Source organism: Cruoricaptor ignavus (assembly GCF_900141665.1).
Lineage (GTDB): Bacteria > Bacteroidota > Bacteroidia > Flavobacteriales > Weeksellaceae > Cruoricaptor > Cruoricaptor ignavus.
Genome location: NZ_FQYI01000002.1, coordinates 310,295 through 332,511, shown reverse-complemented (window position 1 = coordinate 332,511; position 22,217 = coordinate 310,295). Strand labels below are relative to the sequence as shown.

General features: G+C 47.0%; 18 protein-coding genes. 11 read left to right on the top strand and 7 right to left on the bottom strand.

Features of this window, described 5'->3' with window-relative positions; translation table 11 throughout:
• Window positions 1-16: 16 nt before the first annotated feature.
• From BUB43_RS03940 to BUB43_RS03925, 4 genes are all read right to left on the bottom strand, one after another.
• Window positions 17-727 (bottom strand): alpha/beta hydrolase-fold protein, encoded by a 711-nt coding sequence (locus tag BUB43_RS03940; protein WP_073178516.1) that lies wholly within the window; start codon window positions 725-727, stop codon window positions 17-19.
• Between the two features lie 15 nt (window positions 728-742).
• On the bottom strand, window positions 743-1,954 hold the full coding sequence (locus BUB43_RS03935) for an ATP-grasp domain-containing protein (protein WP_073178514.1): 1,212 nt from the start codon (window positions 1,952-1,954) through the stop codon (window positions 743-745).
• 143 nt (window positions 1,955-2,097) lie between these two features.
• Window positions 2,098-3,513 carry a M17 family metallopeptidase gene (locus BUB43_RS03930; RefSeq protein WP_073178512.1) on the bottom strand — a complete coding sequence of 472 codons (1,416 nt, stop codon included), beginning with the start codon at window positions 3,511-3,513 and terminating at the stop codon, window positions 2,098-2,100.
• Between the two features lie 5 nt (window positions 3,514-3,518).
• On the bottom strand, window positions 3,519-4,643 hold the full coding sequence (locus tag BUB43_RS03925) for an alpha/beta hydrolase (protein ID WP_073178510.1): 1,125 nt from the start codon (window positions 4,641-4,643) through the stop codon (window positions 3,519-3,521).
• Between the two features lie 138 nt (window positions 4,644-4,781).
• Here BUB43_RS03925 and BUB43_RS03920 point away from each other — a divergent pair, with 138 nt between their 5' ends.
• From BUB43_RS03920 to odhB, 9 genes are all read left to right on the top strand, one after another.
• Window positions 4,782-5,039 (top strand): DUF4160 domain-containing protein, encoded by a 258-nt coding sequence (locus BUB43_RS03920; protein WP_073178509.1) that lies wholly within the window; start codon window positions 4,782-4,784, stop codon window positions 5,037-5,039.
• Window positions 5,040-5,045: 6 nt separating this feature from the next.
• Window positions 5,046-5,282: a DUF2442 domain-containing protein gene (locus BUB43_RS03915; RefSeq protein WP_073178507.1), complete on the top strand. Its 237-nt coding sequence runs from the start codon at window positions 5,046-5,048 to the stop codon at window positions 5,280-5,282.
• Window positions 5,283-5,534: 252 nt separating this feature from the next.
• Window positions 5,535-7,178: an FAD-binding protein gene (locus BUB43_RS03910; RefSeq protein WP_073178624.1), complete on the top strand. Its 1,644-nt coding sequence runs from the start codon at window positions 5,535-5,537 to the stop codon at window positions 7,176-7,178.
• Between the two features lie 271 nt (window positions 7,179-7,449).
• Window positions 7,450-9,423 carry a 1,4-alpha-glucan branching protein GlgB gene (gene glgB, locus BUB43_RS03905; RefSeq protein ID WP_073178505.1) on the top strand — a complete coding sequence of 658 codons (1,974 nt, stop codon included), beginning with the start codon at window positions 7,450-7,452 and terminating at the stop codon, window positions 9,421-9,423.
• Between the two features lie 4 nt (window positions 9,424-9,427).
• The gene (locus BUB43_RS03900) at window positions 9,428-10,834 is read left to right on the top strand and encodes a glycogen synthase (RefSeq protein ID WP_073178503.1); all 1,407 of its coding nucleotides are present in this window, start codon (window positions 9,428-9,430) and stop codon (window positions 10,832-10,834) included.
• A 21-nt stretch (window positions 10,835-10,855) separates the two neighbouring features.
• Window positions 10,856-12,127, top strand: coding sequence for a glucose-1-phosphate adenylyltransferase (locus BUB43_RS03895; protein ID WP_073178501.1), 1,272 nt, complete (start codon window positions 10,856-10,858; stop codon window positions 12,125-12,127).
• A 59-nt stretch (window positions 12,128-12,186) separates the two neighbouring features.
• On the top strand, window positions 12,187-13,224 hold the full coding sequence (locus BUB43_RS03890) for an SRPBCC family protein (RefSeq protein WP_073178499.1): 1,038 nt from the start codon (window positions 12,187-12,189) through the stop codon (window positions 13,222-13,224).
• A 94-nt stretch (window positions 13,225-13,318) separates the two neighbouring features.
• Window positions 13,319-16,144 carry a 2-oxoglutarate dehydrogenase E1 component gene (locus tag BUB43_RS03885; protein WP_073178498.1) on the top strand — a complete coding sequence of 942 codons (2,826 nt, stop codon included), beginning with the start codon at window positions 13,319-13,321 and terminating at the stop codon, window positions 16,142-16,144.
• Between the two features lie 29 nt (window positions 16,145-16,173).
• On the top strand, window positions 16,174-17,436 hold the full coding sequence (odhB, locus tag BUB43_RS03880; protein ID WP_073178496.1) for a 2-oxoglutarate dehydrogenase complex dihydrolipoyllysine-residue succinyltransferase: 1,263 nt from the start codon (window positions 16,174-16,176) through the stop codon (window positions 17,434-17,436).
• Between the two features lie 54 nt (window positions 17,437-17,490).
• On the opposite strand, the gene BUB43_RS03875 is transcribed toward odhB, so the two are convergent.
• On the bottom strand, window positions 17,491-18,867 hold the full coding sequence (locus BUB43_RS03875) for an alpha-amylase family glycosyl hydrolase (protein ID WP_083541134.1): 1,377 nt from the start codon (window positions 18,865-18,867) through the stop codon (window positions 17,491-17,493).
• Between the two features lie 62 nt (window positions 18,868-18,929).
• Between BUB43_RS03875 and BUB43_RS03870 the strand changes: the two genes are divergently transcribed.
• Entirely contained in the window at window positions 18,930-19,709 is a 780-nt protein-coding gene (locus BUB43_RS03870; protein WP_073178494.1) for a glycosyltransferase family 32 protein, read from the top strand.
• On the opposite strand, the gene BUB43_RS03865 is transcribed toward BUB43_RS03870, so the two are convergent.
• On the bottom strand, window positions 19,706-20,665 hold the full coding sequence (locus tag BUB43_RS03865) for a glycosyltransferase family 2 protein (protein WP_073178492.1): 960 nt from the start codon (window positions 20,663-20,665) through the stop codon (window positions 19,706-19,708). The two genes, BUB43_RS03870 and BUB43_RS03865, sit on opposite strands and share 4 nt — an antisense overlap.
• A complete protein-coding gene (locus tag BUB43_RS03860; protein ID WP_073178490.1) occupies window positions 20,662-21,537 on the bottom strand; it encodes a lysophospholipid acyltransferase family protein in 876 nt (291 codons plus the stop codon). Before BUB43_RS03860 ends, BUB43_RS03865 begins: the two co-directional genes overlap by 4 nt.
• Before the next feature lie 62 nt (window positions 21,538-21,599).
• Here BUB43_RS03860 and BUB43_RS03855 point away from each other — a divergent pair, with 62 nt between their 5' ends.
• A complete protein-coding gene (locus tag BUB43_RS03855) occupies window positions 21,600-22,175 on the top strand; it encodes a thioredoxin family protein (protein WP_073178489.1) in 576 nt (191 codons plus the stop codon).
• The last annotated feature ends 42 nt before the right edge of the window (window positions 22,176-22,217 follow it).

The following is a 22,217-nucleotide window of genomic DNA, read 5'->3' as shown; positions in this document are numbered from 1 at the left end:
GTTTTTTGTTAATTTGTTAAAAAAGCGCCGCCACATATTCCGGCAAAGCCAGTCGCCAAAGAGGCCAGTCGTGCCTTATCCATTTTTTCTCGTCATACCAATGGTTGATGCCTTTGCTGCGGAGGATTCCTGCCATTTCCCTCGTTGGTTCCAGGCAGATGTCCCAGTCTGACGTGGAAAGCACGATGTGCATATGCTTGTATTTCCAAGCTTCATCGTTTTTCACGAATTCATTGGGGCAGTTCATATAAACCAGCGCATCATCATAGCCATCCATAAAGCTTCGAATGTTGAACGCGCCGGAAAGGCAGAACAGGTGCGAAACCATCCCTGGAAAACGAAAGGCAAAATCTGCGGCGTGATACCCGCCGAAACTTGCGCCGGCAACTGCAATGCGCGAAACGCCGTGCGTATGCATCAGGTAGGGCACATATTCTTGCGCGAGAAACTGTATCCAAAGCTCGTGGTTCCGGATTTTCTTCCAGGCAGGAATTGTGCGGTCGTAAAAGCTCAGTTTGTCAATGGTTTGCACATTGAAGAGTTTCAGCCGTCCGTTTTCCGTCCAGTGATGCAGGCTTCCGTTCAGCCCGAAATCCCTATTCTGCAAAAACGAACCTTGGGAAGTTGGGAACATCAGGACTGGGAAACCATAGTGGCCTGTAATTTCCACCTGAACATTTAGCCCAAGCTTGTGAGAGTAATAATCTGTAAATTCTATTTTTGGCATACCTGATTTTTAGGGTTAGGTTCTTCCGCCGGTTTTCGCCGGCATCACGCTAAGTGTGGATTGCGAAATTTTCGCCGCGGCATCATCCATTGATTTTGCCAAATCTTCATCATTTGCCGCCTGATGAACGATGACAAAATGATAATCCAGCTCAATGGTTTTCAAAATATTATCCTGGGAAAACCGGGAATAATCCTGCTTCTGCTGCGATGAAAGCGCCACGGTAAGCCCTGCCGGTTTTGGCTTTGGCTTTTTCAGTTTGTACCTTTCGCCGTGCAGCACGGCTTGTTCAATTCGCGCCCATTCTGCCCAGATGTTCACTTCCGTAGCCGCTTCCACCATATCGGCAATGTGTGCGCCGCCAACTCTGGACGAAGTTTCCAAGAAATACCACTCGCCGTTTTCTTTATTTCGGATGAATTCCGTGTGTGCGGCGCCGTGCTTCAGCCCGAAGGCTTTTAGAACTTTGGCGTTAAGTTTTTCCAGCGCCTTGTATTCATCGGTTTTTTTGTCTAAAGTCCTCGTCTGGAAGATTCCGCCGTTGTGCGAAACCTGCATCGGTGGCTCGCCGTACTGCGAAGCGCACAGGAAAGCCACGCGGTTTTTGTAAACCAGAGAATCCGTGTGGAAAACATCGCCCGGTTTGAAGGCTTCCAGCAGGAAGAGGTGCCTCTGGTTGCCCAGCTCGTTGATTGCCTGCCAAAGTTCCTCTTTGGAATGGATTTTCCGGATGCCCATCGCAGAAGCTTCTGAGCGTGGTTTCAGAACCCAGGGTGCAGGGATTTTCTCGGCAAAATCATTCACCGCATCATCGTTGAAAACGGCGGTAAATTCCGGCACAGGTATGCCTTCGTCCAGCGCCTTCATCCGCATTGCCAGTTTATCGCGGAAGTTCCGGTGCGTGCTCTGTCCCATCCCAGAAATGCGGAAAACTTCCCGAAGTTTCGCGGCTTTTTCCACATCATAATCATCCAGCGCAATGATGGCTTCCACCTTTTCCCGCCGAAGCAAATGCGCAAAACCTTCCACCAAATGCTGTAGATTCCACTTCCACGGCTCGGTTTCCTCCATATAAAACACATCTGCGATGGCGTGCCAAGGCCAAGGCTTTTCGCGCAAATGTGCGGAAGTGATGAGCAAAATCCTGTCGCCATTTTTGGCGAATTCGGTGATGAAATCACTGCCTTTGAAGGAACAGGCCAAACAAACGATGGTTTTTGTTTCCATTGCACTGATTTTAATTTTCTGTTAGAATTTCAGCAAGGAATAAAGTTTTAAATTAATTTTCATTAAACAAAAACTTTCATTCTATGAGAAAGCCGAAATATCCGTCAATGTTAAGAAATTAAAATCAGATAGAAAAATATTTTTTAAGGTTTTTTAAGAAAATTTAACAGAAGCTGCACGCCGTAGCCTGTAGCCGCTTTTTCTTTGGCGTAGTCCACTTTGCCAAAGGCCATCCCTGCAATATCGAGATGTGCCCACTTAGCGCCATTTTCCACGAAATGCTGCAGGAATTTCCCGGCAACTATGGCATCGCCAATTGGTTTCATCGAGATGTTCCGAAGGTCTGCCACATCAGATTTTATTTCCTCGTCCCAAATTTCCCAAAGCGGTAGCTGCCAAAGCCTTTGCCCGGTTTCTTCGCCGCTTTGCATCAGGCTTTTTATCAAATCATCATCGTTGCCCATTATTGCGGCGCAGGTTTCGCCGAACATTCTCACGGTGCTTCCCGTCAAAGTCGCCACATCGATGATGCAGTCCGTTTCATAGTTTTTGGTTAGGTAAGCCAGTCCGTCAGCCAGCGTCATTCTGCCTTCGGCATCGGTGTTCAGCACCTCTATCGTTTTGCCGTTGTACGCCGCCACGACATCTGATGGAAGGTAGGCGTTTTCCGAAATTGCATTGTCGGTGATTGGAAGGATGGCGATGATTTTCACCGGGAGTTTCATTTCTGCGGCAGCGATCAAGGTGCCGAGAACTGCGGTGGCGCCGCCCAAATCACTTTTCATATAGTGCATATTTTCCGGGTTTTTCAGCGAGATTCCGCCGGTATCGAAAAGCACGCATTTTCCCACAAGTCCCACGGTTTTTTCTGGATATTCGCCCTGATATTCCAGAATCGTGAAGGCGCCCTCTTCCTTGCTTCCCTGATTGACCGCCAAAAATGCACCAAGGCCTCTGGCTGCGCAGGTTTCGGAATTGTAGGCCGTGTATTTTATGCCGTATTTTTCTGAAATATTTTTAATGAATTCGGAAATTTGCGGCACCTTTTTAAAATTCGCAGGCTTGTTTAGCCAATCCATCGCTGCAAACTGGCCTTCGCAAATTGCATTGATTTCCGTGGATATTTCAGCAATTTTTTCGTCGGAAAAATTTTTCAGATTTAATGAAAAACCTTCCTTCCAGAATGGATGGCTTCTCTCAAATGGATAATGATAGGTTCCCAGGAAAAGCCCTCTGGCAAAGGATTTCAGGTTTTCTTCGGTAAAATTTTTCGCCTGAATTTCCGTTGGTTTTTCAGTGAATTTCTTCCTGTTTTGCCAGGAAAATTTTTTTGCCGATTTCTGCAAATCTGCATCGTGCGGAATGCTTTCGCCAAAGCCTAAGAGAAAAACGCTTTGCCCATTTTCATTAATGACAATAAATTCTTCGCCCTTTTTTCCGGAGAAGAATTGTTCCGATAAATTAGGGAAATCTGCCTGAAATTCTTGCCAGGTTTTTTCGGTGAACAGCTTTATAATCTGCTGATAATCAGTGTTTTGTGAATTTGAAATTTTTATCATACTATTTATTTTTGGTGCTCTGTTGCTGCGCTTTCCGCCAAATTTTTCGGGTCTTCCAAGGAATCAAAGTAGAGCCATTCCACCGCTGCAGGAAATTCCTGAGACCAGTAAAATTCGTTGTGCTTGCCCTGCGGATTGATGCTTACCTTTACATCCAGTTTGAAGAAATTTTTGTATTCCCACTGGTGCATCGTTTTCACGAAACGCTTTATCCGTGCCACCATTCTGCTGCCTTCCTTTTCTCCACCGTAGATGTACATTTTTAAATCAAACGGCTTGCGGAAGCCAACCATCGGGAAATTGTTGCGCGGCTCCACCCATAATGACGGCGAGAAGATCATCAGCTTGCTGTAAACTTCCGGGTACAGGAAGCCGCTGTAAATGCTAATGAGGCCGCCCAGCGAACTGCCGCCAATTCCCGTGAATTCCCGCTCTTTCAATGTGCGGAAGTTGGCATCTACAAAGGGTTTCAGCGTATCAGTAATGAAGCGGATGTAGCGCTTGCCTTCCGAGCCATTGCTCACCGCATCGTTATCGAAAATATACTCGCTGATTCTCGCTTCCTTGCCATGGTCCACCGCTATCACGATGATATCGCCGCGGCCATATTCCGCCAGGATGGAAAGTTTCTTATCAATTTCCCAGTTGCCATACGGCGAGCCTTCGTTGAAAAGGTTCTGCGCATCGTGCAGGTAAAGCACGGGGTACCTTTTTTCGGTTTCGTAATAATTGTGCGGGAGCAGCGCCCAAACTTTCCGCGTCCTATCAAGCTGCGGCATATAGAATTCTTCGGAAATTACTTCGCAAATCGGGAAAAATTCCTGCTTGAAAGGGCCCCAGTTGTACCGCCAGTTTTCCACCAAATCTTGCCGGAAGCCCTCTGTTTTCCGGCATTTTCGGTTGGAGGTTATTTTTCCTTCGGTATCCAGTTCCACATTTTCCCAGCCACCTCTGGAATATTTGTACTCTATTTTTTCGGGTAAATTTTCGTCGGGAACTTCGATTTTATAGCGGCCATCCGCAATTTGCAAAAGTTGGTAGGCCGGCAATCTTGGTTGCCAATCGCAGAAATTTCCGGTGATGAAAACCGGCCTGCTATCACCAGGCAAAGTCGTCAGTTCAAAAATCATAAAAGCAAAAGTAAAAAGGCAAAAGTAACAAGAGCCAAGTAAAAAGGCAAAAGTAAAAAATGCAGATTCCTGCCACGCTGAAACTCTTCAAGCGCGCAAGAGTTTTAAAGTTTTCCCTAACTTTGAAAACAAAATTTTATGCCCGAAATCTCCCGATTTTACGGAATTATCATTCAGATGTTTTTTAAGGACCACAATCCGCCGCATTTCCACGTATCTTATGGTGAGTACCGTGCAATAGTTTCCATAGAAACAGGTTTGGTGGAAGGGAAAATGCCTGCAAGAGCTTTGAAAATGGTTTTCGAATGGCTCGAAATTCATAAAGATGAACTACTGCAAAATTGGGAACTTGCACAGAATGGCCAGCTGCCGAACTCGATTGAACCCTTAAATTAATGAGAAATGCTTTGGATTACAGCAGCCGATTACCGAAATGATTTTAAAATCAACCTCACTTTTTCGGATGGCAAAAGCGGAATCGTGGATTTTGAAAATCTTTTGGACGAGAAGATTTTCCTCCCTTTGAAAAATCCTGGTGAATTTAAAAACTTCCGCCTGAACTCTTGGACTTTGGAATGGGAAAACGGCGCCGATTTTTCTCCGGAATTTCTCTATTCGAAAATGATTGAAAATCATTAATTTATCAATCTATAATGCTGAACCTCTCCAAGCGTTCTTTAAACTTTTGTCAAAAATTTCAAACTTTAATAAAGTCAAACTTTGCGGATTTAAACAAAAAGTTTTTGCGCTATTGCGTGAAATTTCTGTTTTTTAACCTCAATCTAAACCTTAACCTCAGCTCATCTTCTTAACCCTTTTTTATGAAATTTTTCAGATTTCCTTAAGGAAGTTTTGCGCAGTCTTTGCATTCCATTGGGCAAATATTTTAATATGAAAACACACAATGTGGATTTCCTGGTAGCAGGATCTGGTGGCGGCGGAATGACGGCCGCACTGAAAGCGCACAGCCTTGGGCTGGATGTGCTTATCGTGGAAAAGGCGCCGCACTACGGCGGTTCTACGGCGATGAGCGGTGGCGGAATTTGGGCGCCGAACAACTATGTGCTAAGGGAGCACGGCATATACGACGAGCCGGAAAGCGTGGTAACCTATATGAAGGAAGTGACGGAAGGAAAGGTGGCGGAGCCGAAAATCCGTGCCTATGTGCAGAAAGGCCCAGAAATGTTCGATTTTTTCCGGAAGGCCTCCACGCACCTCCGCTGGATTTATTCCGAAGGCTATAGCGATTACCACCCGGAATTTCCAGGCGGTCGCCCTGAAGGCCGCTCCATAGAAGCCGAGCCGCTGGATTTTAACGAACTTGGCGAAGATAAATATCTGGTGCAGCCATCGGACATCACGATGCCTGGCGGAATCTACCTTACCGCGCTGGAATTCAAAAATATGACGATGGCGCTGCGCACGAGAAAAGGCCTGCAGACAAGTTTTAAGGCGATGGGCAGAACGATAGCCGATGCCGTAACCAAAAAGGATATGAGGGCACTGGGCTACTCAGTAATCGGGCGGCTGAAACTGGCGCTGAATGAAAGGAATATACCGCTATGGCTAAATTCTCCTGTGAAGGAACTTGTAGTGGAAAATGACAGAGTGGTAGGCGCCATCGTGGAAAAAGACGGAGAAGAGGTAAAAGTGCTGGCCAAAAACGGCGTACTTTTCGCAACGGGCGGTTTTGACCACAACAGGAAAATGCGCCGCGAAAATTTCCCGGAAGAAGCGCAGCGAGACCTTAGCCTTGGTTCAAAACATAACACGGGTGACGGTATTCAGATGGGGCAGGAACTCGGCGCAAAGCTCGGCTTTATGGATGATGCGTGGTGGATGCCTGCCATTCAGCTGCCGAACGGAACGCTGTTCACGCTGGTTTCCGAAAGGGCAATTCCGCGAAGCATCATCGTTGGTAAAGATGGTAAGCGTTTCACGAACGAAGCTTCACCGTATGTGAATTTCGTTCACGATCAGATTGAATCCGGAAACGAAGTGGTTTACCAAATCCTCGACCAAACCGCTGTGAACCGCTATATGTACGGCGCAAAACCACCGCTGCTGCCATTCTCTGAAGACTGGTACAAAACCGGACTGGTGACGAAAGCTGATACGCTGGCTGAACTTGCGGAAAAAATCGGCATCGATAGAGATGGTTTCGTACAAGAGGTACAGGATTATAACCGCGATGCTGAAACCGGAAAAGATACGAAGTTTGGCAAGGGTGAAAGCGCTTATGATCGCTATTATGGTGACCCTACCTTGCAGAATCCTGTGATGGATGAAATCAGCAAGGCGCCTTTCTACGCGGTGAAAGTGGTGATCGGTGACCTTGGTACGAAGGGTGGCTTGGATACCAATGAATTTGCGCAAGTCATTAAGGAAAACGGCGAGGTAATCCCTGGCTTTTACGCTACCGGAAACACGATGGCAAGTGTGATGGGATACGATTATGCAGGTGCCGGTGCAACGATTGGCCCTTCTATGATATTCGGTTATATCGCCGCAGAGCACGCCGCAAAGCAGAACTAAAGTTTTAGTTGAAAGTTTATTTGATTTGTGTCACGGCTATGAAACCGTGACACAGTTTTTTTAGCTAAAAGTTGGAAGTAAAAATTAATTTTAAAACGGTGACATTAAGAAAGACAACTCTGTGTCGCAGTGTTTTTTTTACTATTTTAGAAATAAACTTCCGTGTCTCTGGGTTTAATTAAATTTTTGCAATTAAAAATTTCACAAAAAAACAACGCGCCGCATTGCCCATCAAAGCACAATATTTCTTAATTTTATCCAAAATTCCGCTATGCCTACCGTTCTGCCTCTCACGCGATTTACTGAGCTGGATGTATTCCTTTTCCGGCAGGGCAGGCATTACAAGCTTTACGACAAATTTGGTTCTCACGATGCCGAAATCGATGGGCAGAAAGGCACATACTTCGCAGTTTGGGCGCCCAATGCAAAGGAAGTTTCCGTGATTGGAGATTTCAACGGGTGGCATTCTGAGATGCACAAGCTTTCTCCGCGGTGGGACAGTTCCGGAATCTGGGAGGGCTTCATCCCAAATCTTTCCTGGGGCGAAAAGTACAAATACGCTGTGCGTGCGCAGAACGGCGTGCTGCTGGAAAAGAGTGACCCATATGCCGTGAGTTTTGAGCAGGGCATTCAGGCGGCCTCGCTCATTTCTACAACTTATTTTGACTGGGATGATGATGAGTGGATGAAAAACCGTCATCACCGAAATTCTCTCAGCGCACCTATTTCCGTTTACGAAGTGCACCTCGGTTCGTGGATGCGCGGAACGGACGACCCTGAGCGGTTTTTCAGTTATCGGGAAATCGCCGAAAGGCTTGTGCCGTATGTGAAGAAAATGGGTTTTACGCACATCGAGCTGATGCCAGTGATGGAGCACCCGTACGAACCAAGCTGGGGCTACCAGATTACCGGTTTTTTCGCCGCCAATTCGCGCTTTGGTTCCCCGCAGGATTTGATGTTCTTGATTGATGAATTCCACAAAAACGAAATCGGCGTGATACTGGATTGGGTGCCGTCGCACTTTCCGGGCGATGCCAATGGGCTGCACTTCTTCGATGGCTCATACCTTTACGAGCATCCGGATAAGCGGCGCGGTTTCCATCCGGAATGGAATTCCCACATCTTTGATTACGGCAGGAATGAAGTAAAATCCTTCCTGATTTCCAACGCGCTTTTCTGGCTGGAACGCTACCACGCTGACGGACTAAGGGTGGATGCAGTAACATCAATGCTGTACCTGGACTACGCAAGGAACGATGGTGAGTGGGAACCGAACATTTTTGGCGGGAATGTCAATCTGGAAGCCGAACGCTTCCTGCAGGAATTCAACACGGCGGTTTACAAAGATTTTCCCGATACGATGACGATTGCGGAAGAAAGTTCGGATTTCCCGAAATTAACAAAACCTGTGCACGATGGAGGCGTAGGTTTCGGGATGAAATGGATGATGGGCTGGATGCACGACACGCTGAAATACTTCAAGCTGGACCCGCTTTTCCGAAAGGACCACCATCACAAGCTGACCTTCCCCACGATGTATGTGTACAACGAAAACTATATGATGCCGCTGAGCCACGATGAGGTGGTGCACGGCAAGGCAAGCCTGATATACAAAATGCCGGGCGATGAATGGCAGAAATTCGCCAACCTGAGGGCGCTCTTCGTATATATGTACACAATGCCCGGCGCAAAGCTACTGTTTATGGGCGATGAATTTGCGCAGACTTCGGAGTGGAAATTTGCAAGCAGCCTGGATTGGCACCTTCTGCAATACCCGATACACAGGCACTTGCAGCAATTTGTAAAGAGGCTGAACCACCTGTATTCAGAAGAAAAGGCGCTGTATGAAAACCAGTTTAACCATTTCGGATTCGAATGGGTGGAGGCGGATGATGCAGCGAATTCAATCTACATCTACCTGAGGAAAGGCAGGCGGAAATCCGATGAAATGATGGTGGTACTGAATTTAACGCCGAGAACTTTCGATTACAAAATCGGGATCGAGAGGCTGAGGAAATGGAAGGTGATTCTGAACAGCGACGATGTGGAATTTTCGGGAAGCGGCGTAAAGGCTGAGATTAAAGAAATTAAACAAGAAGAATGGATGCGCCGAAAAAAATCTCTGCTGATGACTTTGCCGCCTTTATCAGGGCTGATTTTGAAGCAGGTTTTTAGTTTGGAAAAATTTAAACAAAAAAGATTACGCCAACTGAAAAATATAATTAAACCAAAAAACACAAAATAAAGCGATGAGAATTTTTCACCTTTCGATGGAATGCTATCCCGTAGCGAAAGTGGGCGGCTTAGCCGATGTGGTGGGCGCTCTGCCGAAATATCAGAACAAGAAGGATGGCGTGGAAGCCAGCGTGGTGATGCCGTGGTACAACAGACCTTTCGTTTGGGAAAATGAGTTTGATGTGGTGTTCGATGGCTTCATCCATCAGAGCCACAATATGTATCAGGTGCAGGTTTTCAGGGAAAGGCACCGCACCTTAGGCTTCGACCTTTATCTTGTGAAAATTCCCGGGCTTCTGGACAGGGAGAAACCGTATGGCTACTGGGATGAGCAGCAGCAGTTTCTGGCGTTTCAGCACGGCGCATTGCACTGGCTTTCCGCGATGCAGATTCGGCCGGATGTTCTGCATTGCCACGATTATCACACAGGCCTTGTGCCTTTTATGATTGAATATTGTGGAGAATTTTCCTTCCTGAAAGGCGTGAAAACCATCGGCACAATTCACAATGGTGAGTATCAGGGCTGGATGGATTGGAGAATGGCGAACTTTATGCCGTGGTTTGACGGGTATAAATGGGGCCTGCTGGATTGGCACGGGAAAATAAATCCGCTGGCTGCGATGATAAAGTGCTGCAACGCTTTCAACGCGGTTTCCGGCGGCTATATGCAGGAACTTTACCACAACTTCCAAAGCCTGGAGCCTTTGGTATGGCAGGAATCTCAGAAGGCTTTCGGGATTATCAACGGGATTGATACGGAGGTCTGGAACACTGAAACCGACGGCTTTTTGGAATTTAATTTCAGCAAGGAAAATTTCAAGGAAGGCAAAAGGCTGAACAAGCAGGCGCTTTGCCGGGAATATAACCTTCGTGAAGATTTACCGCTAATTGCCTTCATAGGAAGATTTGCCGGAGAAAAAGGTGCCGACCTTCTGCCAGAGATTGCGCAGCGTATCATCCGCGAAACGGAAGGCGGCGTAAATGTGATGATACTGGGTTCCGGAAATACGGAGATTGAAAACCACCTGAGATGGATGGACGGCGTTTTCGTGAATTTCGCTGTGGACCTGGGCTACAAGGAATTCCTGTCGCACCGCATTTACGCTTCGGCAGATTTCCTGCTGATGCCTTCCAGGGTGGAGCCTTGCGGCCTGAACCAAATGTATGCAATGCGATACGGCACAATTCCGGTGGTATCTTACACCGGCGGTTTACGCGATACGGTGCAGGATGTAACTTCCGGCGGTGCAGGCATCAATTTCACTAATGCTGGTGTGGATGATGCGGTGCACGCTTTGCACAGGGCGCGCGAAATTTACTACCATCACGATTATATGGACGGCCTGATCCGCACGAATATGAATTTTGATTTTTCCTGGGATAAATCTGCGGAAAATTACCTATCTTTATACCAATATTAATAACAACCAAATCTTACGAATATGAGCTATAAAGTTATATCAATTGTGCTGGGTGGCGGCCGTGGCACCCGCCTTTCGCCGCTTACCTTTACCCGCTCCAAGCCTGCAGTACCGATTGCAGGGAAATATAGACTGGTGGACATCCCGATTTCCAACTGCCTGAATTCCGGCTTCAATCAGATACTCGTTCTCACACAGTTCAACTCCGCTTCGCTGAATTCGCACATCAAAAATTCTTATCATTTTGATATTTTCAGCAAAGGCTTTGTGGACATCCTTGCCGCAGAGCAGAATATGGAGAGCGACCAGTGGTACCAAGGCACTGCCGATGCCGTGCGCCAGAGCATGAAGCACCTGCAGAAATATGACTATGATTACATTCTGATCCTCTCCGGAGACCAGCTTTACCAGATGGATTTTTGCAAGATGGTGGATTTCCATGTGAAAAACAATGCGGATATCTCCATCGCCACCATACCCGTAAATGCTAAAGACGCCACTGGCTTCGGAATATTGAAATCTGATGAGGAAAGCCACATCACCTCATTTACGGAAAAACCTTCCGCTGAAATTCTCGGCGATTGGTCCTCGGATGTTCCACTTGCGATGAAGCAGCAGGGCAGGGAATATCTTGCCTCTATGGGCATCTATGTCTTCAGCAAAGATGTGCTGAAAAGGCTATTTTCGGAAGATCCCGGCGATGATTTTGGTAAAGACCTGATCCCCAACGCCATAGAAAACGGCTATAATGTGGTAAGCTTTCAGTATGATGGCTACTGGACGGATATCGGTACTATTGAATCCTTTTTTGAGGCGAATATGGATCTCACCACGGAGCTCCCGAAATTCAATCTGTTCTCCACCAATCCTATCTACACCCGTTCGAGGATGCTGCCGCCTTCCAAGATCAACGGTTCGTATGTAAGCAAGGCAGTAATCGCTGACGGATGCATCATCCTTGCCGATAAGATCGAAAATTCCGTGATCGGAAACCGCGCCCGCGTCGACAAGGGCAGCACAGTCATCAACTCTTATATGATGGGCTCCGATTTTTATGAAGACGCCCGGCAGCTTGCCGAAAATGAGATGCAGGGCACCCATAACATCGGCATTGGCAAATACTGCTATATAGAGCGCGCAATTCTTGATAAAAACTGCCGAATTGGCAACAATGTACGCATCATTGGCGGCAGGCACCTTGCGGATGGTGATTTTGAAACCCATTCTATAAAGGACGGCATCGTGGTGGTGAAGAAAAATGCAATAATTCCTGACGGTACGCATATCGGTTAAAATCAACATTCAAACCGCAGGCCCAGGTGGCCTGCGCTTTTTTTATGTAAATTTGCCGCATGCGCTGGTTTCGCTTTTTCCTGCTGCTCGCTGGCCTGCTTGTCGGTCTTTACGCGCTGTCAATGTATTATTTCGTGGACGATAGTACGACTTTTGAGGTGGATTCCGATGTGAGATACGCCCCCGAAAAAGTTTTCCCCCAGTTCAGCAATCTGCAGAACTTCGCCGTATGGAATGAGGCCTTTTTCGGCAAGGAAAATCAATCCCTGGAATTCTACTACCCGTATGCCGGCAAGGATGCCTCTATGAGCTGGCAAGGAAGAAACGGCGAGGGGGGAGAGATCTTTATCCGAAATCTTCGCCGGGATACGATGATCAGCTATCAACTATATAAAAGTGGGGATAAATTCCCTTATCTGATAAACCTGCGCTTTAAGAATGCGGCAGAAAATTCAACCAAAATCCACTGGACGATACACACCCCGCATAAACCCCTGATGTTCCGCGCAGCCAACCTTTTCCCTGAAGATGAAATAGCAGAAGGCATCCGCAGCAGCGTGGCGAAACTTGAAAATATATTGGGCAACAAGGTGGACAGGGAGGCGCAGCTGGAAACTATAAAATACGACTCGCTGATGATTGAGGATGCCCGCGCCCAGCTGCTGGTAGGCGTAAATGTGACCAGCGTAAACCGCGGAGACGCCCTTCAGAAAAACCTGGTCGTTACGCACGGAAAGGTTCAGAACTTTGTCACCGGTGATCTGCGGAAGGGGAATGACGAGTTTGGCTACCCGGTGATGATCACCGACCCGGAAAGCTACAGGGAGCGGGAGGTATCCTACTACTACGGCATTCCGGTTTCTAAAAAGCAGAATATCACGGATAATAATTTCAGCTACCGGAAAGTGGCGCAAGGGAGGGTGTATGCCATTTTCTACGAGGGGAAATTTTCCGGAAGAAGCGCGCCCATCCGCAAGCTCCTTGAAAGAGCCAGGAAAGATTCCATGCGCGCGGGAAGCCTTAGAACGACCTTCCTGCAGCCCCCCGCGGAAGGCGCACCTTTAAGAATAAAATTAGAGCTGGAGGCGGCCCGCTGAGGTATATAGAACGCAAAAGTTTTTTATGGATTTATATGCGGCATCAGCTTATTTTTGTTAAATTTGTGAAATTTCATTTACCACTTAAAAGATAATGGACAAGTATTCATTTCTGAATGCAGCGCATTCCCAGCTGATCGCCGATTTGTATGATCAGTACTTAAAATATCCGGATTCCGTAGAGCCTTCCTGGAAGGCATTTTTCCAGGGCTTTGATTTTGCGAGAGAAAACTACGGTGAAAATTTTTTCGACGAAGAAACAACCCATCCTCAGGCTGAAGTACCGGCTAAGGCCCAGCAGGTGCAGCAAATGGCGCAGGCGGTGCAGAGCGGGGAGGTGCCAGAAGATATCCGCAAGGAATTTAATGTAATGAACCTCATCGATGCCTACAGAAGACGCGGGCATCTCTTTACCAAGACAAATCCCGTACGCGAGCGGCGCAGCTACGAGCCTACCCTGGATGTTGAAAATTTCGGGCTTAGCCAGCAGGATTTGAACAAAAAATTCTCCTGCGCTACAGAAACCGGCATGCCCGGCCCGGCTACGCTTCAGGAAATCATTAACCATCTTCAGGAGATCTATTGCGACTCCATCGGTGTGGAGTATATGCACATCCGCCATGTGGAGGAGGTTGAATTCATCCGCCAGTGGCTGCAGCAAAACGAAAACCACCCGGAACTTTCTGCGGAGGAGAAAACAGATATCCTCCACAAGCTCAACCAGGCGGTGGCATTTGAAAACTTCCTTCATACAAAGTTCGTAGGCCAGAAACGCTTCTCCCTGGAGGGAGGCGAAACCCTGATCCCCGCGCTGGACCAGCTGATCACGAGAAGCTCCCAGCACGGCGTGGATGAGGTGGTGCTCGGTATGGCACACCGCGGCCGCCTGAATGTGCTTGCCAATATTTTTGGTAAATCTTACAAACAGATTTTCTCAGAATTTGAAGGTAAAGAATTTGAAGAGGATGTATTCTCCGGCGATGTGAAATACCACCTGGGCTCCAGCCGCATCGTGGAGATGGCATCCGGAGAAGAGGTGGCTATTAACCTTACCCCAAACCCGTCTCACCTGGAGACGGTGGCGTCTTTGGTGGAAGGCATCAGCCGCGCGAAAGTGGATCATAAATATCACGATTTCTCAAAAGTCCTCCCCGTGATCATCCACGGGGACGGTGCCGCAGCAGCCCAGGGCATCGTGTATGAGGTTGCGCAGATGATGACGCTGGAAGGCTACAAAACGGGCGGCAGCATCCATATCGTGATTAATAACCAGGTGTCTTTTACCACAAATTATTTGGACGCACGCTCCTCCACCTACTGCACGGATGTGGCAAAGGTGACGGATTCTCCCATTATGCATGTGAATGCGGACGATGTGGAAGCGGTGGTGCACGCGATGCATTTCGCGGCAGATTTCCGTGCCAAGTTCGGAAAGGATGTCTACATCGACCTTCTTGGCTACAGAAAGTACGGACATAACGAGGGTGATGAGCCGAGATTCACGCAGCCACATCTCTACAAAATCATAGCGAAGCACCCCAATCCGAGGGAAATTTATAAGGAAAAACTCCTGAAGGACGAGATCGTTTCCAACGAAGTTCTAAAGAAGATGGAGAGCGATTTTAAAGCTTTGCTGAATGAAGATTTTGATGCCTCCAAAGAAATTGAGAGAAACAGGATTGACACCTTTATGGGAGATGACTGGAAGGATTTTGTCTATTCAAAATCTGGCGATGTTTTGAAAAAAGTGGACACCGGCTACGATCTTGAAAAGCTGAAAGAACTCGCCGTGGAGATGTCCACACTACCGTCCGATAAAAAATTTATCAATAAAATCACCCGCCTGTTCGACAACCGCCTGAAGATGATAAAGGAAAATACCCTCGACTGGGCACTGGGCGAGTGGCTTGCTTATGCAACGCTTTTGAAAGAAAACCACGGGGTAAGGATTTCCGGTGAAGATGTAGAGCGCGGAACATTCTCCCACCGCCACGCCGTACTAAAAACCGAGGATGCAGAGGAGGAATACATCCCGCTGCGCCATATTTCCGACAGCCAGTTCGATATCTACAACTCCCTGCTTTCTGAATATGGCGTTCTCGGTTTCGATTATGGCTATGCTATGGCATCGCCGAATACGCTCACGATTTGGGAGGCGCAGTTCGGGGATTTTGCCAATGGCGCACAAATCATCATAGACCAGTATCTCGTAGCCGCAGAAGAAAAGTGGCGCGTGCAGAACGGCATCGTGTTGCTGCTGCCTCACGGTGCGGAAGGGCAAGGGGCGGAACACTCCTCCGCAAGGCTGGAGCGTTTCCTAACGCTGTGTGCGAATGACAACATTATCGTGGGAAACTTCACGACGCCGGCGAACCTTTTCCACGCCTTCCGGCGCCAGCTGAAGTGGGGCTTCAGGAAGCCGCTGGTAGTAATGTCTCCAAAATCTTTGCTGAGACACCCGCGCGTGATTTCTACTTTCGAAGATCTCGCCAACGGAGAATTCCAGACCATTATTGATGATGAAAATGCCAATTCAGATAAAGTTGAAAAGCTGGTATTCTGCTCTGGGAAGCTTTATTATGAACTCCTTGCCAAAAAAGAGGAGCTTGGTGCAGAGAATGTTGCCCTTGTGAGAATGGAGCAGCTTTATCCGCTGGATATGGAGAAAATTCAGCAGATTTTTGATAAATATTCATCAAGAAAAGAGCTCATCTGGGCTCAGGAAGAACCAGAAAATATGGGTGCGTGGAGCTATATCCTGCGCAACTTCCGCGACGCCGGCTTCAAGGTATTTGCAGCGCCGGCCAGCGGGGTTCCGGCTCCGGGCAGCCACAAGCGGTTCGAATTTAATCAGAAAAATATCATTAACGGAGTTTTCGGCGAGGCTGGAGATTCTGATACAGAAATCATTGAAAAATAAAATCCAACCAAAAAAATAATTCGAAAGATATGGCAGTTTTAGAAATGAAAGTTCCTTCGCCGGGTGAATCCATCACGGAGGTGGAGATTGCTACCTGGCTCGTGCAGGATGGCGATTATGTAGAAAAAGATCAACCGATAGCGGAGGTAGATTCCGATAAAGCGACCCTGGAGCTCCCGGCTGAGGAGAGCGGGTTGATTACACTGAAGGCTGAAGAGGGGGACACCGTAGCCGTAGGCCAGGTGGTGTGCCTCATCGATATGGATGCGGCAAAGCCTTCCGGGGGCTCTGAACCGGAAAAAGAAGAGCCTAAGGCGGATGAAAAACCGGCCGAGCAGCCAAAAACTGAATCTCCTAAGCAAGGAGAAAAGCCTGCGCCGGCAGAGCAGCCTACCCCTGCAACCTATGCCACCGGTACACCTTCACCGGCAGCTAAGAAAATCCTGGATGAAAAGGGCATCGATCCTGCGAGCGTATCCGGGACGGGCCGGGATGGCAGAATTACGAAGGCTGATGCTACAGAGGCCTCTGTACCAGCTATGGGTTCTGTATCTTCTACCTCAGGATCGCGGAGTGTGCAGACAAAAAAACTTTCAGTGCTGCGCCGCAAACTTGCGGAACGCCTAGTTTCTGTAAAGAATGAAACTGCGATGCTTACCACTTTCAACGAGGTGGATATGTCTGAAATTTTCCGTCTAAGAAAGGAATTTAAAGATGAATTCTCTGCAAAACACGGGGTAGGCCTCGGCTTTATGTCCTTTTTCACCAAGGCAGTAACCAGGGCACTTGAGCTTTTCCCTGATGTAAATGCTTCCATTGATGGAGATTATAAAACTAACTACGATTTTGCGGACATTTCCATCGCGGTATCCGGCCCGAAGGGGCTAATGGTGCCGGTTCTTCGCAACGCTGAAAATATGACATTCCGCGGAGTGGAGGCAACGATAAAGGAGCTTTCCACGAAAGTTCGCGACGGGAAGATAACAGTGGATGAAATGACAGGCGGTACTTTTACTATCACCAACGGCGGCGTGTTTGGCTCAATGATGTCCACACCGATTATTAACCCGCCGCAGTCCGCCATCCTCGGTATGCACAACATCATCCAGCGCCCTGTAGCCGTAGATGGCAAGGTGGAAATTCGCCCGATGATGTATGTGGCACTCTCTTACGACCACAGGATCATCGACGGTAAGGAGTCGGTAGGCTTCCTCGTGGCAGTGAAAGAAGCCGTAGAAAATCCGGTGGAGCACCTGATGAACGGCGATGCCAGAAGAGCTCTGGAGCTTTAAATATCTCTATCGGCAAATGATGAATCCCGCAAAACGCGGGATTTTTTGTTTAAACTAATCTCGGGAGTTGTGAAGTACCAAATATTCCCAGGGAGCCAATTTTAGTTGGAAACTTGAGGGTAGGGCAACTATTTTGTTTGTAAATAAATTGGTATAAGTTCCCTTATCAAAATCAGTTTCAAAAATGAAATCCTGAGGTTTATCGCTGAAATTGATGAAAACCAGCACCTTGTCGCCATATTTTTCACGAACAAATGCAACCGACTGCTCCATATGATTACTTTTTATCCGCTCCATTTTTCCGCCAAAACTCCCATTCCAAAGTGCCCGGTTTTTATGTTTGAGTGCGAAAAGTTTAGTATAAATCTCCTCAAATCTATGCTTTTTCCAATCGATTGGGTCCTTTTCAAAAAACTTCAACGATCGGCTCAGCCCGGCTTCCTGCCCGCTGTACACCATCGGGATGCCGTCAAAAGTGGCTGCCAAAACTATAGCAGCCTCCAGCCCATTACCGAAATTAGACTGCATTGTGCCTTCCCAGGAGTTTTTGTCGTGGTTGTCAGTAAATGTCATCCGCATGCCTTCTTTCGGGAAAATCGCAAGATGCTCAGCGAAATAGCCCTCCGTCATCGGCGTCACAGATGATTTGTTTTTAATAACCTGGTGCATCTTATCGTAAAGTTCCCAGGCGTAGGTAGCATCGAAAGCCTTGCGGTGCAGGTCGCGGTCTGAAGCTTCAGCCAGCATAAAGACCGGCTTGATCTCTTCCAGCTCAGCGCGGGCATTTTCCCAGAAATCCAGCGGAACGAATGCCGCCACATCGCAGCGGAAGCCATCGACATCAAAATTTTTAACCCAAAACTTCATCGCGTCGGTCATATATCGGCGCAGCTCCGGATTTGAATAATCAAACTCAATAATATCATCGTAGTCCCGCCACGGCGTTGGCTGAAAGTTTCCCTCCCGATTTTTATGGTACCACTCGGGATGCGCCTTCACCAGCGGGTTGTCCCACGCGCTGTGGTTGGCAACCCAGTCTATAATCACGAACATGCCCTGCTGGTGGATTGCCTTTACCAAATCTCTGAAGTCTTTTTCAGTACCAAACTCAGGATTGATTTCGAGATAATTTTTTACGGAATAATAACTCCCGAGCGAGCCTTTTCGGTTGACCTCCCCAATGGGATTTACGGGCATCAGCCAAATGATATCAATGCCCATTTTCTTTAGCCGGGGCAGTTCTTTTTCTACAGCTTTAAAATTTCCTTCCTTGGAAAACTGCCTCACATTCAGTTCATATATCGTGGCATTTTTAGTCCAATCCGCATTTTTTATTGTCACATAATCTTGCGGCGTGTACCGCGATTGTGTATCTTGCGCAGAAAAACTGGTGGCTGCCATCATTAAAACAGATAAAATCACGGTTCTCATCGTGAATAGTTTTTACCAAAAGTAAGGAAAAGCCCGCCGCTGAGCAAATTTAATAATACCAAATGATACCAAAAAAAATCCACTACTGCTGGTTTGGGAAAAACCCAAAAACCGAAATGGCAGAGCACTGCATCGCTTCCTGGAGGCGCATCCACCCGGATTTTGAAATTATTGAATGGAATGAGGACAATTCCCCGCTGGAGGATAATGCCTATGTGCGGGATGCCTTCGGGCAGGGCAAGTGGGCCTTTGTGTCGGACTATGTGCGAAGCGCGGTGATGTACGAGCACGGCGGCGTCTATATGGATACCGATATGGAGCTGAAGATGCCTCTGGATGAATTTCTGAACGACGAAGCGGTGTGCGGTTTCGAGGTGAAGGGCGTGCCTTATTCCGCGTTCTGGATGGCGGAGCCAGGGCACAAGCTTGCCAAGGATTTTAAAGAATACTACGACCGGCAGGAAGGTTTTGAGGAAAGAATCAATACCGATATTTTTTCAGAAATGCTTGAGAATGAATATGGAGCGGACCGGATGAAGGATGAGATTCAGCACCTGAAGCACGGTGTTACGCTGTATCCGTCCGTTTATTTTTCGCAGGATTTACCGAAAAATTATGTAAGCCATTATTTCAGCGGCTCGTGGTTTGGAGGCGATGAGGCGAACACGCACAAGAATATGGTGAATGTATATGGCTTGCTCGATCGGCTTACAAAGCATCCCGGTGCGAAAAAGGCGGCAGAGGCTGTATTTAATGAGCACAAAATTATTGATCCTAAGGAAGTGCTGGCTCTTTTTCCACGGGGTATAATTGAGGATTATCTAAAGGAATCAGCTGTTTAAAAGATTTTTTTTAAAATTACTTTTTCCTCATAATAATTTTTAATCTGATGCTTTCCGCGTCGGCGCCAAGTTTCTGGCGCTGCCGCGTAGAAAGCGAGGTGCGCGCGCACGATAGCCCATGTATGAGCAAATCCCAAGGTAAATAAAAAGAAGATGCCTGCCATCCCATCCAGGCATAACCTTATGAAAATCAGTGGGATAAGCTGCGGAAAGGCTAGGTTTTTGAGCATCATTGAGAGATTGTTCCTGAAATTCAGAAAAGTTTTCTGCGGATTTTGCTTGGATAGCGTGCCTGCCCCAAGGTGATACACTGTGGAATGACCGCAGTAGAATATTTTTCTGCCGGAATTTTTCAAACGCCAGCATAGATCAATTTCTTCCTGATGAGCAAAAAACCGCTCATCAAAGCCTTCCTGCTCAAAAAAATCTTTGCTGCGGATGAACATTGCGCAGCCCGATGCCCAGAATATTTCGGCATCATCATCGTATTGTCCGCGGTCTGTTTCAGTTTTATTAAATATCCTGCCCCGGCAATACGGATAAGCAAATTTATCTATAAACCCGCCAGCCGCTCCAGCAAATTCAAATTTTTTACGATTATTGAAATCTAAAATTTTTGGCTGAATTGCTGCGATTTTCTCATTTTGCTTAAATAAATTCAATACTGGCTCTACCCATCCAGGAGTTACTTCTACATCATTGTTGAGAAGGCAGAAGATTTCGGCGTCAATTTGTTTCAGCCCTAAATTGTATCCTTCCGCGAAGCCATAATTCTTGTCGAGTTGAATATGGCGGATACCAGGAAAATTTTTTTCTAAAAACTTGGCAGTGCCATCGTCCGAGGCATTGTCGATCACACAGACTTCCGCTCCGGATGAGTGTTCAATCACACCTGGCAGAAATTTTTCGAGATAATGTTTTCCTTTCCAACTGAGAATTGCGATGGCTAGTTTCATTCTTCGTAGATTTTTATCGCGTCTGCATATTTCCATTTTCTGTGGGACCAAAGGTAATTTTCCGGCCTTTTTCGGATGGTATTTTCCAGAAGCTTATGGAATTTCCGTACGACTTCCATTGGCATAAACTGCTCATTTTCAGGGTATATTCTGTAATAATTTACCTGATAGTAGCCGCGTTTTACTTTTTTTACATCACAATAAATGAAGGCAAGATCCCGCCTCGTCGCCAGTTTATCATAACCCGTGAAAACCGGCGTTTTTTGATTGAGAAATTTCAGTCCGTACCTTACATCGTCCACATAGGGCGACTGATCCGCCACGAACATATAGGCGCTGTTGCCGTCATTCGGGGCGGAGAGCATCTGCCTGATAACCTCTTTAGCCTCCAAGGCCTTGTTATTGAATCTGTTACGGATTTTCTTTATTTCATCTTCCCAAAAATCGCTTTGCATTTTGCGGTATACAGGGTGGCAGTTTTCCTGAGGGATGATGGTCGCCAGCGCGTTCAGCCACTCCCAATTGAAAAGGTGGCCGCAGAGCAGCACTACATTTTTGCCCTCAGTTTTCGCTTCGTGGAAAAGATCCCGGTTGAGATGCTGAACCCTTACCCGAAGCTCATGGTCGCTTACAGTTAATGCCTTTGCGGTTTCCACAATATAATCAGCAAAATTTTTGTAAAATGCTTTGGCAATAGCGCTTATCTCCTCATCTGATTTATTGGGGAATGAATTTCTTAAATTTTCATAAACAACCTTTTTGCGGTAGCCGACCACGCGATACATTAGCCAATAGATGATATCCGAAAAACGGTAGAGAATCATCATCGGCAATTTCGAAAGCTGGTAAAGCAGTGCGAGCAAAATTTTCATAAAAAACAAAATTACCAAAATTACTGCACGGTTTTTGCCCTAAATTATTTTTTTTAAAATATATGAAAAAGACAATTTTGAATCTTGCTGTTTTTGGGGCGCTAAGCTTCACATCACTTGCGTGCAGCCAGACAAACGGAGCCAAGGAAAACGAAGCAAAAAGTCCACAGGTGGAGGATTCTGCTGCAATAAAGGCTGAGCGGAAAAGGAAACTCCAGGAAGAGAAAGCGGCGCTGCCCAAGCCTTATAACCCTGATGAAAATGCTGAACAGCGCATCGCCGAGCTTATAGCGCAGGCGAAAAAGGAAAACAAAAATATTATGATTCAGGCCGGAGGCAACTGGTGCATCTGGTGCCTTCGTTTTAATAATTTTTTGCAAACCACCCCGGATCTCAAACAGATTGTGGATGAAAATTACCTGTATTATCACCTCAACTATTCTCCGGAAAATAAAAACGAGAAAATTTTTGAAAAATATGGCGACCCCGGGAAGAAATTCGGCTACCCTGTATTTGTGGTTTTGGACAAAAACGGAAAGCAAATTCACACCCAAAGCAGCGAAGCCTTCGAGGAGGGAGACGGCTACAGCGTGGCGAAAGTCAAAGAATTTTTAGAGGTATGGAAACCTCGGGATTGAGGTAACATCACTTCAAAAACCTTTGTATCTGCAGAGGTTTTT

What these genes read in the sequence shown, in the direction of transcription:
- BUB43_RS03870 (WP_073178494.1), top strand. Translation starts at nt 18,930, where the DNA reads ATGATACCAAAAAAAATCCACTACTGCTGGTTTGGGAAAAACCCAAAA.
- BUB43_RS03860 (WP_073178490.1), bottom strand. Translation starts at nt 21,537, where the DNA reads ATGAAAATTTTGCTCGCACTGCTTTACCAGCTTTCGAAATTGCCGATG.
- BUB43_RS03875 (WP_083541134.1), bottom strand. Translation starts at nt 18,867, where the DNA reads ATGAGAACCGTGATTTTATCTGTTTTAATGATGGCAGCCACCAGTTTT.
- BUB43_RS03915 (WP_073178507.1), top strand. Translation starts at nt 5,046, where the DNA reads ATGCTTTGGATTACAGCAGCCGATTACCGAAATGATTTTAAAATCAAC.
- BUB43_RS03940 (WP_073178516.1), bottom strand. Translation starts at nt 727, where the DNA reads ATGCCAAAAATAGAATTTACAGATTATTACTCTCACAAGCTTGGGCTA.
- BUB43_RS03930 (WP_073178512.1), bottom strand. Translation starts at nt 3,513, where the DNA reads ATGATAAAAATTTCAAATTCACAAAACACTGATTATCAGCAGATTATA.
- BUB43_RS03925 (WP_073178510.1), bottom strand. Translation starts at nt 4,643, where the DNA reads ATGATTTTTGAACTGACGACTTTGCCTGGTGATAGCAGGCCGGTTTTC.
- BUB43_RS03910 (WP_073178624.1), top strand. Translation starts at nt 5,535, where the DNA reads ATGAAAACACACAATGTGGATTTCCTGGTAGCAGGATCTGGTGGCGGC.
- BUB43_RS03885 (WP_073178498.1), top strand. Translation starts at nt 13,319, where the DNA reads ATGGACAAGTATTCATTTCTGAATGCAGCGCATTCCCAGCTGATCGCC.
- BUB43_RS03935 (WP_073178514.1), bottom strand. Translation starts at nt 1,954, where the DNA reads ATGGAAACAAAAACCATCGTTTGTTTGGCCTGTTCCTTCAAAGGCAGT.
- BUB43_RS03895 (WP_073178501.1), top strand. Translation starts at nt 10,856, where the DNA reads ATGAGCTATAAAGTTATATCAATTGTGCTGGGTGGCGGCCGTGGCACC.
- BUB43_RS03865 (WP_073178492.1), bottom strand. Translation starts at nt 20,665, where the DNA reads ATGAAACTAGCCATCGCAATTCTCAGTTGGAAAGGAAAACATTATCTC.
- BUB43_RS03855 (WP_073178489.1), top strand. Translation starts at nt 21,600, where the DNA reads ATGAAAAAGACAATTTTGAATCTTGCTGTTTTTGGGGCGCTAAGCTTC.
- BUB43_RS03900 (WP_073178503.1), top strand. Translation starts at nt 9,428, where the DNA reads ATGAGAATTTTTCACCTTTCGATGGAATGCTATCCCGTAGCGAAAGTG.
- BUB43_RS03890 (WP_073178499.1), top strand. Translation starts at nt 12,187, where the DNA reads ATGCGCTGGTTTCGCTTTTTCCTGCTGCTCGCTGGCCTGCTTGTCGGT.
- odhB (WP_073178496.1), top strand. Translation starts at nt 16,174, where the DNA reads ATGGCAGTTTTAGAAATGAAAGTTCCTTCGCCGGGTGAATCCATCACG.
- glgB (WP_073178505.1), top strand. Translation starts at nt 7,450, where the DNA reads ATGCCTACCGTTCTGCCTCTCACGCGATTTACTGAGCTGGATGTATTC.
- BUB43_RS03920 (WP_073178509.1), top strand. Translation starts at nt 4,782, where the DNA reads ATGCCCGAAATCTCCCGATTTTACGGAATTATCATTCAGATGTTTTTT.